Source organism: Streptomyces sp. CAU 1734 (assembly GCF_039888735.1).
GTDB lineage: Bacteria > Actinomycetota > Actinomycetes > Streptomycetales > Streptomycetaceae > Streptomyces.
Genome location: NZ_JBDQQP010000001.1, coordinates 521,911 through 534,099, shown reverse-complemented (window position 1 = coordinate 534,099; position 12,189 = coordinate 521,911). Strand labels below are relative to the sequence as shown.

The following is a 12,189-nucleotide window of genomic DNA, read 5'->3' as shown; positions in this document are numbered from 1 at the left end:
GAGGAGGTATGAGCGCGAGGGAAGGAGTCCCGCGATGGCCACACATGCGTCGGTGCCGATCCGGCACCACGGCTCACTCGGCTTTGCCATTCCCCTGGCCCTGGGCACACTCTTCGGCTTCTACGCGGGATTCCTCCGCCGCACCGGTGAGGCCGTGAGCTGGTGGGATGTGCTGTACGGGGTGGTCGCCGGGCTGGTCTTCACCGCGCTGGCCCTCGGGCTCGGCCGGATCCAGGCCGGGCTGCCGCGTGAGCTGAGGGCGATGGCCTACGCGGTCCTGGGCGGGGCCGGAGTCGGATTCCTGCACAGCCTCACCGGGTGCAGCATTCTGCGCGCCGCGGGCATGGGGCTGATCATCGGGGCCGTGACCCTCGTGGTGTCGTTCTATGTCTTCTACACGCGCGAGAACTAGGCCGTAGGAGACGGCCCGGCCGTTCGCGCTGATCGCCGAGACCACCATGCCCGCGTTATTGCCATGGGCATACGCCAAGGGCAATAACGCGGGCATGGACGGCCACTCTCCGCGGGCGCGGCGGCCGGTGCTCCGGTGAGGTCGGCTCCGGCCGGCCGGTCAGGGCTTGCGGGCGACGGCTCCGTACATGGCGATGTCCCGGTCGTCCAGCGGCTCCTGGTCCTCCGCGGGCCGCCAGTAATGCACCTGCATCAGTCCCGGCTCGACCATTTCCAGGCCGTCGAAGAACGCCTCCGCCTTCTCGCGGCTGCGCAGGTGCATGGGCATGCCGCGGGCTTCGTACTCGGCGGCGACCCGGCCCACCTCCACGGGCGCGAAGTCCGCGGTGCCGATGGTGGCGGCCAGATAGCTGCCGGAGGGGAGCGGGTCCAGGAGCCGGCGGAGCAGGGTGTGGTCGTCCGGCGGCGCGATGAAGTGCAGCATGCCGATGACCATGAGTCCGACCGGCTTCCCGAGGTCCAGGAGCTCCTGGAACTCGGCGGAGTTGATGATCGCGTCGGGGTCGCGCATGTCCGCGTCGACATAGGCCGTACGGCCCTCCGGCGAGCTGGTCAGCAGTGCCTGGGCGTGGGCGAGGACGATCGGGTCGTTGTCGACATAGATGATCGCGGCGTCCGGGCGCTCCTGCTGGACGACCTCGTGCAGATTGGGCGAGGTCGGCAGGCCGGTGCCGATGTCGAGGAACTGGCGGATGCCCGCCTCACGCGCGAGATAGCGCGCGGCGCGGTGCATGAACTCGCGGTTGGCGCGCATGTGCACGGGCAGCGCGGGCCATCCCTCGCACATGGAGTCACCGGCTTCGATGTCCACTTGGTAGTGGTCCTTGCCGCCGAGTATGTAGTCGTAGACGCGGGCGGAGTGCGCCCGCGTCGTGTCGATCCGGTCCAGCACGTGCCTTTGATCTGACATCCCGCAACTCCCGTCGATCCGCGGATGATCCTGGAGTGTAGGCGGTCATACGGTCGGATACCGCAACTCCACTCGAAGTCGGGCGTACCGCTCGTGATGTCCCTTACCCGGAAGGGGAGTTGGAGCGTCCGGTACGACGGGGGCCGGGGCGGGTGCCCGGGTGCGAGATGCCGTCTGGCAGGCGATTGCCAGATGGGATCTGGCGGTCGCGCGTCCCGGTCTGGCGCCCATGGAGTGAGGGCGTCGCCGCGACGGGGAGCGGCGGCGGGGGAGAGACAGGGACGGAGGCGAGGGTCATGCGGCACGAGGAAGCCGGCGGGGAGGATGTGCCGCCGCTGCGGGTCGCCGTCGTCATCGGCAGCACACGCGAGGGGCGCGTCGGGGAGAAGGTCGGCGGCTGGTTCACCGGTCTGGCCGGGGAGCGGACCGATCTGGAGCTGGCGGTGGTCGATCTGATCGACTTCGACCTCCCCGCCCGCTATCCGAACCGCCCCACCCCGCGGACGGAGGACTTCAGCCGCCGGATCGGCCGTGCGGACGCGTTTGTGATCATCACCCCCGAGTACAACCGCTCCTTCCCGGCCTCGCTCAAGCAGGCGATCGACTGCGCCTATGAGGAGTGGCAGACCAAACCCGTCGCCTTTGTGAGCTACGGCCACGGCTCCAGCGGTCTGTACGCGGTGGAGCAGCTGCGCTCGGTCTTCACGGAACTGCACACCGTGACGCTGCGCAATGGCATCGGCCTCAATCTGCTGGCCGAGGGGCGGGAGGAGCGGGGCCGGGAGGGCTGGGACGGCCGGGACGAGGAGGCCCATCGGATGCTCGACCAGCTCCGCTGGTGGGGGCTGGCCCTGAGGGAGGCGCGTGCCGTCCGCCCGTACCGCTCCTGAGGCCGTCCCCCCGTACCGTTGGCGGGCCCCGGCCGGTCTGTCCCGCCTCCGCGGGCCCGCGGCCGAAGGCGCCTCCGCGGGCCCGGCCGGTCCGGTTCGGTCCGGACCGCCCGATCAGGGGCGCCGATGCCGATGAGTTGCGCCGCTCGCACGAGTCGACACCCTGGAAACACCGAAGACCTTGAAGAGCTTTTCGAAGGAAGTAGTTGATGAGTACAGAACTGGCTATTGAGACGAAGGGCCTGGTGAAGGTCTTCGGCGAGAACCGGGCCGTCGACGGGGTCGATCTCGCGGTCCCCACCGGCACGGTGTACGGCGTCCTCGGCCCCAATGGCGCGGGGAAGACCACCACCGTCAGAATGCTCGCCACCCTGCTCCGCCCGGACGCCGGTGAGGCGCGGGTCTTCGGCAAGGATGTCCGCAAGGACGCCGACGCGGTCCGCAGCCGGGTCAGCCTGACCGGCCAGTACGCCTCGGTGGACGAGGATCTGACCGGCACCGAGAATCTGATTCTGCTGGGGCGCCTCCTCGGGCACTCCAAGGCCGCCGCCGGGCACCGCGCCGAGCAGCTGCTGGACGCCTTCGGGCTCTCCGAGGCCGCCGCCCGCCAGGTGAAGAACTACTCGGGTGGCATGCGGCGGCGCATCGATATCGCCGCCTCCATCCTCAACACCCCTGATCTGCTCTTTCTCGATGAGCCGACCACGGGGCTCGACCCGCGTAGCCGCAATCAGGTCTGGGACATCGTGCGGGCCGTGGTCGCGCAGGGCACGACCGTGCTGCTGACCACGCAGTATCTGGACGAGGCGGACCAGCTCGCCTCGCGGATCGCCGTGATCGACCACGGCAAGGTCATAGCCGAGGGGACCAAGGGCGAGCTGAAGGCATCGGTCGGTTCCGGCTCGGTCCATCTCCGGCTCCGGGATGCCGCTCAGCGGCCGGAGGCCGAGCGGGTACTGGCGGCCACCCTCGGCACCGAGGTGGTGCTCGACCCCGATCCGGTGGCGCTGACCGCGCGGGTGGACGGGCAGAGCTCCGAGCAGGGAGCGGCCGAGCAGGCCGCGCGGGCACTCGCCGAACTCTCCCGTTCGGGGATCACCGTGGACAACTTCTCGCTGGGACAGCCCAGCCTGGACGAGGTCTTCCTCGCCCTGACCGACCGGAAGGGGGCGGCGGCGTGAGCACCGCGACGACCACCAGGGAAACGACCGACGCGAGCCTTGAGGCACCGAAGGCGGATGAGCTCGCCGCGCTGCTGGTGAGCAAGGAGAAGCCGCCGAGGCCCAGTGCGCTCTCCGCCTCCGTCACCTTCGGCTGGCGGGCCATGCTCAAGATCAAGCATGTGCCGGATCAGCTCTTCGACGTGACGGCCTTCCCGATCATGATGGTGCTGATGTACACCTACCTCTTCGGAGGTGCGCTGGCCGGCTCGACCTCGGAGTACATCCAGTTCCTGCTGCCCGGCATTCTCACCATGAACATCGTGATGATCACGATGTACACGGGAATCGCGGTCAACACCGACATCAGCAAGGGTGTCTTCGACCGCTTCCGCACCCTGCCGATCTGGCGTCCCGCGCCGATGGTCGGCTATCTCCTCGGCGACATGGTCCGCTATCTGATAGCCGCCGCCGTGATGGTCACCCTGGGTCTGATCATCGGCTACCGGCCCGACGGAGGACTCGTCGGTGTTCTGCTCGGGGTGGCGCTGCTGATGGTCTTCGCCTTCTCCTTCTCGTGGGTGTGGACCATGTTCGGACTGCTGCTCCGCACGGAGAAGTCGGTGATGGGCGTCAGCATGATGGTCATCTTCCCGCTGACCTTCCTGAGCAATGTCTTCGTCGACCCGAAGACGATGCCCGGCTGGCTCCAGGCATTCGTCAACAACAGTCCGGTGACCCATGTCGCCTCGGCGGTGCGCGAGCTGATGGCGGGCAACTGGCCCGCGGCGGACATCGCGTGGTCGCTGGGATGGTCGGCGCTGTTCGTGATCGTCTTCGGGATCCTGACCATGCGCCTCTACAACCGCAAGTGATGCCCGTGCACGGGGGTCATGGGCTCGGCGGTACGGCGGCGGGCGTCCTCCCGGACCGGCTCTCCGGCCGGCTCTCCGGATTCATCCGGCGGGCCGGGGGGCGTCCGCCGTCGTGGGATCCGGGCCGCCGCGTGAGGCGCGCAATCCCGGGGCAGTCCTGGGACCCGGGCCGTACGGGGCCGGCGGTTCGCCGGCTCTCCCGGGATCCGGGCCGCTGATCCGGGGCGCGGCTTCCGGCGGCTGACCGGGGTGAGGCTTCCGGCGGACGCGTGAGCGACCGGCCGGGAGCCTCCGGTATGCCGGGGGAGCGATCCTCCGGGTGTGCCGTGTGCCGTCTGCCGTGTGTCGTCTGTCGTCTGTCGTGTGCCGGGGGAGCGGCGGGAGAGTGGCGCCGGACGGGGGAGGGAGGGGGCGGGCCGGGAGAGCCGGGGCCGGGGAGCGGGGGGACGGGGCAGTGACGGGGCGTCCCCACCGGTCTTCCGGTTCCGGCTCAACCGGTTCCGGCTCATCCGGCCCGGTTTCGACACGGCCCCGGCTCAACCGGTCCCGGATTCAAGGCGGCTTCAGCCCGGGGGCCTCGCGGCCGGGTCTGCCGGCCCCCTGACTCGGGCGGGCAGGGGCGGACTTGCGAGCAGCGGTCCGGGCTCATGGGTGGGCGGACCCGACCGGCCGGACCGCACTCGACCGGCCGGACCGCACCGCACTCGACCGGCCGCACCGGACCCGGCCGGACCGCACCGCACCGGACCCGACCGCACCGGACCGGACCCGACCGGGCCGGGTGTGCCGGACCGGGCTTGTGTGCGACGGGCGGGGTCAGAGCCGCCACTTCGCGGGGGCTCCCGGGCGGTAGGAGCAGTGGGCCCCGGTGGTCACCGAGTCCGTCAGATGGGCTGCCAGCTCGGGGTGGAGCACGGTCAGCTTCCGCAGGGTGTCGCGGATGCGGGCGGTGACCGTCTTGCGGGCGCGCTCGGCCTCGTCGCCCAGGCGCCTGGTCCGGCCGCCCAGGCCCGCCGCCGCGCGCAGCTCCTCCAGCAGGGCGGCCCGCTCGCGGCCGAACTCCTCGGTGCGCCCGGTGTCGCCCAGCTCGGCGGCGCGGTCCAGCTCCTCGTCCAGGCGCTCCAGCCGGCGGCGGTAGCTCGCCTTCGCCGCCTCGTCGAGCACCGCATCGCCGCCGAAGCCCCGGGCGGCGAGCACGGTCGCACCGCCCTCCGGAGCGAGCAGGGAGACGGCGGAGAGATCCTCGCCCGCCCGCGCCACCAGGGCGTGGAGATCCCGCAGCCCCTTGGCATCCGGCACATGGACCGTGCGACCGCCGAAAGTCAGGGCCCAGACCGCTCCCGTCCGCCGGAACTGCCGTTCCGGGAGCGGGGCAACAGCGGCCCGTGCGCCGCCGCCCCCCGCGCCGTCGCTGTACGTCTCACTCCCACCGGCGGACCCGCCACCGTCCGGGATCTCGGCGCCCCCGTGCCGCGCGGACCCGGCCCGGGCAGGGGATGCCCTCCGGGCGGGAGAGTGTTTGCCCCCGGATCCCCGGGCGCCCGCCCGCGCCGGGCCGCTCCCGCTCGCGCCGCCCGCCCCGGAGGCGGTCCCGCCGTCACCCAAAGGTCCGGCCGGTACGGCCGGCGCCCCCGTGATGTCCGAGCCCGCCGCGCCGGCCGTGCGGGGCGCCTCCGCGGCGGCTTCTCCGGGGGCGGCCCCGGGGATCGCCGGGAGGTGGGTCAGGCCGAGCTCCGCGCTCTCCCGGTGGATCTCCTCCGCGAGCCGTCCGGCGGAATCGGCCGGGGTGCCGGGCGCTCGGCCGCCCCTGTGGAGCACCGCGAGCAGCTCCGCGGCGACCCGCAGCGACCAGGGCCGGGCCCGGAGCCGGTCCGCGGACTCCCTGGCCGCGGTCAGCCGTACCGCCGCCGCGTCGAGATCGCCCCGGGCGGCCTCCAGCAGCCCCAGCCAGAGATCGACCGGCCCGCCGATGTCGCACCCGAAGAGCGAGACCAGCCAGCGGCCCGCGTACGGGGCCAGCTCCGCCCGCGACTCCGCGATCAGCGCCGGATCGCCCGACGCCGCCGCCACCTGTGCCCGCAGCCGGATCGCCAGCGGCGCGAAGACCCGGGACGCCGGCGCCGGCAGGGCCGCCATCTCCGCCGCGCACAGCCCGGCCGTGTGGAGATCGCCCTGCTCCGCCGCCGTGATCCCGGACAGCAGCGCCGGATAGGGATGAGCCGCGCCGCCGGGGGAGCCGATGGTTTCCCGGGCCTCCTCGAACCTGCCCTGAAGGAGCAGGGACGACCACCGCATATGGGCGATCATGTAGTCGAAGAGGCTGATCCCGCTGTGGAGTTCGGCAGCCGCCGAGAGCAGCTCGGCGGCCTCGGCGAAGCGGCCGTTCAACCCGGCCACCAGGGACTGGTCCACCTTCACGGCCAGCTCATGGCGGCGCAGGCCGGACCGCCCGGCGAGTGCGCCGAAGGCCCGCAACTGCTCCAGATAGCGCGGATCTCCCAACTCCAGCAGTGTCACCCACCGCATGGACGAGGCATGCAGCTCCATGTCGGTATTGCCGGTGCGCTGGGCCACCTCGATCATCTCGCTCGTCAGACCGAGCCGCTCGCGCGAGGTGCCCAGGCCCCAGATGGTGTCGTGCCGTGCCCAGAGCGAGAACGCGAGCGCGTCGTCGTCCGCGCCGGTGCGGGCCAGCTCGGCGGCGCTCACCGCCAGCTCCTCGGCCATGCGCTCCGCGCTCAGCCCCGCCGGATCCGCCTCGCCGCCCCCGAACATCGCCCGGTGGGCCTCGCGCAGCAGCCCGATGCCGCGATTCTCGTCCAGAGCCCCGAGGCCGTGGTGGTGGATGGTGATCGCGACCCGGGCGGTGAGCGCGGGATCGCGCACCTCGGCCGCCAGAGTCACCGCCCGGTCGAAGGCGCGCCAGGAACTCTCCTCGTCGCCGCCCTGCCAGAACTCCCGGCCCAGGTCCAGATTGATCAGGGCGGCCCTGCGGGCGTCGTCGCCGGCCGCCTCGGCGGCCCGCCGGAAGTGCCCGATGGCCTCCTCCCCGGCCAGCCGTCCGGACGCGTTCGTGCCCGCCGCCGCCAGCAGATCGACGCGGTGCCCGCGCTCCAGCTCCCCGCCCGCCAGATACGCGTGCCGCGCCAGCTCGGCGGGGAGGATCCGCCCCTCGGGCACCGCGTCCGAGCCGTCCATGGCCCGGACGACCCCGGCGTGCAGGATCCGCCGCCGTCCGTCGTCGAGCGCTTCGTACAGCGTCTCCCGGACCAGGTCGTGGACGAAGGCGAACCGGCCGCCCGTGCGCGCGGTCACCAGCCGGGCCGCGGCGGCGCGCGCCAGCAGCCGGTCCACATGGGGCACCGGCGCACCGGCCACCGCCGCCAGTACCTGCCGGTGGAACTGCCGCCCCAGCACGGCCGCCGTCTCCAGCAGCCCGCTCACCGGCTCCGGCAGCAGGGTGAGCCGCCGCCGCACCGCCTCCCTGACCCCCGGCGCGACCGTGCTCACCGGACTGCCGCTGCGCCATATCCGGACGGTCTGTTCCACGAAGAAGGGATTGCCCCCGGTGCGCCGGTGCACCTCGTCCACCACACCGGGATCCGGTTCGACCCCGCTCGTGAGCGCTATCAGCGCGCCCACTTCGTCACGGGCCAGCCCGGTCAGGGTCACGGTCGCCGAAGCCCGCGCGGCCAGCGGCAGAATCAGCTCCTGAAGCGGATGATCGGCCGACTCGACCTCGGCGTCCCGATAGGTGCAGATCAGTACGATCCGCTCGAACCACGCATGCTGGGCGGCGAATTCGAGCAGCTTCAGGGAGGCGGCGTCCGCCCAGTGCAGATCGTCGATGACCACCACGAGAGGCCGCCTCTGCGAGGCCGTGACCAGCGCCGTCGTGACCGCGTCATAGAGCGGGAAGCTTTCCGTGTTCTCCCGGGACAGGCCGGGATCCTCGCCGAGCAGTACCGACAGCAGCCCGCCCGCCGCCTTCTCCGCCTGCGGCCACTCCTCGCCGAGCCCGCGCCGCAGCCCGCGCACCACCTGGACCCATGGCCAGTACCCCGGCGCGCTGTCGGAATCCCAGCAGGAACCGCCGAGCACCAGTGCCCCGAGCCGCCGTGCCTCATCGGCGGCGTCCGTGACCAGGGAGGTCTTCCCGATGCCCGCCTCGCCGGTGACCAGCACCAGTCCCCCGTGGCTTTCCGTGGCCCGGACGATCTCGCTCCGGAGGACACTCGCGGGATGGTTCCGCCCGATGAGTACAGGGGTCATGCCCGAAACCATAGAAGGCACCACTGACAATCGGCATTTGAGATTTACCTCCCGGCCGTGAGCCGGCGGCGAGGCGGGTGGTACCGGCGGCGAGGCGGGGCCCGGCACCGGTGCCGTGCGGTACCAACCGGCACCGCACGGGGCCGGCACCGGCGGCAGGGGCGGGCCCGGTGCCCGCCGCCCCCGGACTCCCCGCACAGCACCGGGGCCCGGCACTCCGCCGGGAGTGCCGGGCACCGGCAGGAGGGAACAGAAGGCGTCAGGGGAAGGACAGCACCGGTACCGCGTCGGCGCCGTCCCGCCGCCGCGGAGTCGTCGCCATCAGCCGCGCGAACTGCGCGCCCGCCCGCTCGATCCGCACCGGCAGGGTGTCGGTCAGCGCGTCACCCGTGCCGCCCCAGTCCTCCGAGGCCGCGTAGACCGCCGTCGGCGCGACCACCGCCCGCAGATAGGCGAAGAGCGGACGCAGCGCGTGCTCCAGCACCAGCGAGTGGCGGGGGGTGCCGCCGGTCGCCCCGATCAGGACGGGCTTTCCGGTCAGCGCGTCCGGGTCGATCAGGTCGAAGAACGACTTGAAGAGCCCGCTGTACGACGCGGCGAAGACGGGGGTGACCGCGATCAGGCCGTCCGCCTCGGTCACCGCGTCGATCGCCTCGCCCAGCTCCCGGGAAGGGAAGCCGGTCACCAGATGGTTGGCGATCGGCACCGCCAGCTCGCGCAGTTCGACGATCCCGACCTCCACCTCGGCGGTGTGGTCGGCGCCGAGCGACCCGCGCACCGACTCGGTGAGCCGGTCGGTCAGCAGCCGGGTCGACGACGGCACGCTCAGCCCGGCGGAGACGGCCACCAGTTTCAGTGCGGTCATGTCATGCCTCCTTGCCGGGAAGGGTCTGCTGCCGGGCGCTGTCCCGCGTGGCGGCGAACGCCGGGTGCAGCGGTGCCGTCTCCGGCACCCCGGCCGGCCGCAGGTTGGCGAATTCCTTGCGCAGGACCGGTACGACCTCCTCGCCGAGGATGTCGAGCTGCTCCAGTACGGTCTTGAGCGGCAGCCCCGCGTGGTCCATCAGGAACAGCTGGCGCTGGTAGTCGCCCACGGCGTCCCGGAACCCGAGGGTCCGCTCGATCACCTGCTCCGGGGAACCCACGGTCAGCGGGGTCTGCTCGCTGAAGTCCTCCAGCGAGGGCCCGTGTCCGTAGACCGGCGCGTTGTCGAAGTACGGACGGAACTCGCGTATCGCGTCCTGCGAGTTCTTCCGCATGAACACCTGCCCGCCGAGCCCGACGATGGCCTGCTCGGGCGTGCCGTGACCGTAGTGCGCGTACCGCTTCCGGTAGAGGTCGACCATCTTCTTGGTGTGGTACATGGGCCAGAAGATGTTGTTGTGGAAGAAGCCGTCACCGTAGTAGGCGGCCTGTTCCGCGATCTCCGGGGAGCGGATGGAGCCGTGCCAGACGAACGGCGGAGTGCCGTCCAGCGGGCGCGGGGTCGAGGTGAAGCCCTGGAGGGGGGAACGGAACTTGCCCTCCCAGTCCACCACGTCCTCCCGCCACAGCTTGTGGAGCAGGGCGTAGTTCTCGATCGCCAGCGGAATGCCCTGGCGGATGTCCTGGCCGAACCACGGATAGACGGGGCCGGTGTTGCCGCGCCCCATCATCAGGTCCACCCGGCCGTCGGCGAGGTGCTGGAGGTACGCGTAGTCCTCCGCGATCTTCACCGGGTCGTTGGTGGTGATGAGGGTGGTGGAGGTGGAGAGGATCAGATTCTCGGTCCGGGCCGCGATATGACCCAGCAGGGTCGTCGGGGACGACGGCACGAACGGCGGGTTGTGGTGCTCGCCGGTCGCGAAGACGTCCAGACCGACTTCCTCGGCCTTCCGCGCGATGGCCACGGTCGCCTTGATCCGCTCGTGCTCGCTCGGCGTCCGCCCGTTGGTGGGGTCGGTGGTGACATCGCCGACGGTGAAGATGCCGAACTGCATGAAGCTCACCTCTCGAACAGTGTGGTTGAACGTTGAACTAAACCATACAACCCGGCCTCCCTCCTGGCTATTCCGGCCTGTGTTTTCGCTGGTCAGGGCTGTGCGGCGGGCCTCTTACCGCCCGCCGCGGGGGTACGGGGGCGTCAGCCGACGCCTGGGAAGAGCTGCCGGAAGGCGTCGGCCGACTCCGATCCGGACCGCCCGTACGGGGCGTCGAAGTCCCACACCAGGAAGAGCAGGAAGGCGATCAGCACACTGAACAGTCCGGCGATCAGCAGTTCCCGCCAGCTCCGCCCGATTCTCATGGTGAAGATCAGCCCCACGGTGAACACCGCGCCGATGATCAGGCCGAACCAGACCACCCCGGGCAGGGTGGCACCCGCGTTCTGCGCCCTGCTGGTCCGGATCTCGTCGGCGAGGGCGACCCGGTCGAGCATGGGCTGGTACGCCTGGGCCTCCAGATTGTTCGCGGGCTCGCGCTGGGCGATGTCCGTCCGGAGGTCCTTGAGCAGCTCCGCCCCCCGGTCGGGCAGCTCCTCGCCGTCCACCATGCGCGGCCACTCCTTGTGCACGACATGCGACACATAGCGGTCGATGTCCGCACGGATCCGGTCCCGGGTGTCGGCCGGCAGCACCTCGGCCCGCTGGGTGACCTCGTAGAGGGCCTGCGCCTCGCGCCGGACGTCGTCCTGGGCGGTGCCGCGGGCCTCCCAGACGCCGGCGATGGCGAGACCGAGGACGATCGCGTACACGACGCCGATCATCATCGTCATGTATTCGAGCACGTCGGGGATGTCGGTCTCCGAGTCGTCTCCGGGCGCGCCGGCGGCCTCGCGTCTGCGCTGGCTGAGCACGGTGACGGCGATGACGACGGCACATGCGGCGGCCATCGCGATGGCCAGGACCAGCCATTCGGACATGGTGGGCTCCGTGTCTGTGTCGGGTGTTCTCACGGGTGGACGGGCGGTCCCGGGCGGTGCCGGGGGTACGGCGGCGGCGCGCCCGGCCGCCGTGCGGGGCGGGCGCGCCGGGTACGCGGGGGTCAGCCGCGCCGGGGCCGCAGCAGGACGGCGGCGAGCACGGCGGGGGTGGTGGTGACGAGCACCAGGATCACCAGCGGCATGCCCTCCCCCTCCGGCTTCGAGGGCGGCGGGGTGTGACCGGGTGCGGCGAGCAGGCGCGGCGTGGGGGACGGCCGGGCCGGGGGGCTCGGCGCCGGTGTGGTCCGTACGGGCGCCGGCGGGGCCGCGGCCGGCGGTGTCCCGGGTACGGGTACCGGCGGTGGCGGCACTGGCGCCCGCTCGGGCACCCGGGGCGCGGGCGCCGGCTCCGGTGTACTCGGCGGCGGCACGCTCGGAGTCCGCGTCACCGTCGGTGTGGGGCTCGGCGTCGGCGTCGGTGACGGCGTCGGCGTGGGGGTGGGTGTTGGCGTGGGTGTCGGGGTCGGTGTCGGGGTCGGGGTGGGGCTCGGCGTCGGGGTGGGAGTGGGGGTCGGCTTGGTGGGTGTGGGCTTGGGGCAGTGCGGTTTCGGCGGCTTGGGAGGCTTGGGCGGCTTGTGGCAGGGCGGTTTCGGGGGTTTGGGCGGCTTCGGGGGCTTCGGGCAGTCCCGCAGCACCTCGACCGACACGGAGG

The 12,189-nt window shown here is 72.0% G+C and carries 10 protein-coding genes; 4 read left to right on the top strand and 6 right to left on the bottom strand.

The window, feature by feature from the left end:
* Positions 1 to 34: 34 nt before the first annotated feature.
* On the top strand, positions 35 to 412 hold the full coding sequence (locus AAFN69_RS02195) for a hypothetical protein (protein ID WP_347726481.1): 378 nt from the start codon (positions 35 to 37) through the stop codon (positions 410 to 412).
* Positions 413 to 571: 159 nt separating this feature from the next.
* Here AAFN69_RS02195 and AAFN69_RS02190 read toward each other — a convergent pair whose 3' ends face one another.
* A complete protein-coding gene (locus tag AAFN69_RS02190) occupies positions 572 to 1,381 on the bottom strand; it encodes an SAM-dependent methyltransferase (RefSeq protein WP_347726480.1) in 810 nt (269 codons plus the stop codon).
* 296 nt (positions 1,382 to 1,677) lie between these two features.
* On the opposite strand from AAFN69_RS02190, the gene AAFN69_RS02185 reads away from it, so the two are divergent.
* The 3 genes from AAFN69_RS02185 (at position 1,678) to AAFN69_RS02175 (ending at position 4,306) form a co-directional block, all read left to right on the top strand.
* A complete protein-coding gene (locus AAFN69_RS02185) occupies positions 1,678 to 2,271 on the top strand; it encodes an NAD(P)H-dependent oxidoreductase (RefSeq protein ID WP_347726479.1) in 594 nt (197 codons plus the stop codon).
* A 209-nt stretch (positions 2,272 to 2,480) separates the two neighbouring features.
* The gene (locus tag AAFN69_RS02180; RefSeq protein WP_347726478.1) at positions 2,481 to 3,452 is read left to right on the top strand and encodes an ATP-binding cassette domain-containing protein; all 972 of its coding nucleotides are present in this window, start codon (positions 2,481 to 2,483) and stop codon (positions 3,450 to 3,452) included.
* Positions 3,449 to 4,306 carry an ABC transporter permease gene (locus AAFN69_RS02175; protein WP_347726477.1) on the top strand — a complete coding sequence of 286 codons (858 nt, stop codon included), beginning with the start codon at positions 3,449 to 3,451 and terminating at the stop codon, positions 4,304 to 4,306. The genes AAFN69_RS02180 and AAFN69_RS02175 overlap by 4 nt, the downstream gene beginning before the upstream one ends.
* A gap of 816 nt (positions 4,307 to 5,122) precedes the next feature.
* Here AAFN69_RS02175 and AAFN69_RS02170 read toward each other — a convergent pair.
* The 5 genes from AAFN69_RS02170 to AAFN69_RS02150 all read right to left on the bottom strand — a co-directional run bounded on the left by AAFN69_RS02170 (position 5,123) and on the right by AAFN69_RS02150 (position 11,848).
* A complete protein-coding gene (locus tag AAFN69_RS02170; protein WP_347726476.1) occupies positions 5,123 to 8,578 on the bottom strand; it encodes an AAA family ATPase in 3,456 nt (1,151 codons plus the stop codon).
* Positions 8,579 to 8,837: 259 nt separating this feature from the next.
* Positions 8,838 to 9,443 (bottom strand): FMN reductase, encoded by a 606-nt coding sequence (locus tag AAFN69_RS02165; protein WP_347726475.1) that lies wholly within the window; start codon positions 9,441 to 9,443, stop codon positions 8,838 to 8,840.
* Position 9,444: 1 nt separating this feature from the next.
* A complete protein-coding gene (locus AAFN69_RS02160; protein WP_347726773.1) occupies positions 9,445 to 10,557 on the bottom strand; it encodes an LLM class flavin-dependent oxidoreductase in 1,113 nt (370 codons plus the stop codon).
* A gap of 143 nt (positions 10,558 to 10,700) precedes the next feature.
* Positions 10,701 to 11,477, bottom strand: coding sequence for a hypothetical protein (locus AAFN69_RS02155; RefSeq protein WP_347726474.1), 777 nt, complete (start codon positions 11,475 to 11,477; stop codon positions 10,701 to 10,703).
* 122 nt (positions 11,478 to 11,599) lie between these two features.
* A complete protein-coding gene (locus AAFN69_RS02150) occupies positions 11,600 to 11,848 on the bottom strand; it encodes a hypothetical protein (protein ID WP_347726473.1) in 249 nt (82 codons plus the stop codon).
* Positions 11,849 to 12,189: the final 341 nt, after the last annotated feature.

What these genes read in the sequence shown, in the direction of transcription:
- AAFN69_RS02195 (WP_347726481.1), top strand. Translation starts at nt 35, where the DNA reads ATGGCCACACATGCGTCGGTGCCGATCCGGCACCACGGCTCACTCGGC.
- AAFN69_RS02190 (WP_347726480.1), bottom strand. Translation starts at nt 1,381, where the DNA reads ATGTCAGATCAAAGGCACGTGCTGGACCGGATCGACACGACGCGGGCG.
- AAFN69_RS02185 (WP_347726479.1), top strand. Translation starts at nt 1,678, where the DNA reads ATGCGGCACGAGGAAGCCGGCGGGGAGGATGTGCCGCCGCTGCGGGTC.
- AAFN69_RS02180 (WP_347726478.1), top strand. Translation starts at nt 2,481, where the DNA reads ATGAGTACAGAACTGGCTATTGAGACGAAGGGCCTGGTGAAGGTCTTC.
- AAFN69_RS02170 (WP_347726476.1), bottom strand. Translation starts at nt 8,578, where the DNA reads ATGACCCCTGTACTCATCGGGCGGAACCATCCCGCGAGTGTCCTCCGG.
- AAFN69_RS02165 (WP_347726475.1), bottom strand. Translation starts at nt 9,443, where the DNA reads ATGACCGCACTGAAACTGGTGGCCGTCTCCGCCGGGCTGAGCGTGCCG.
- AAFN69_RS02160 (WP_347726773.1), bottom strand. Translation starts at nt 10,557, where the DNA reads ATGCAGTTCGGCATCTTCACCGTCGGCGATGTCACCACCGACCCCACC.
- AAFN69_RS02155 (WP_347726474.1), bottom strand. Translation starts at nt 11,477, where the DNA reads ATGTCCGAATGGCTGGTCCTGGCCATCGCGATGGCCGCCGCATGTGCC.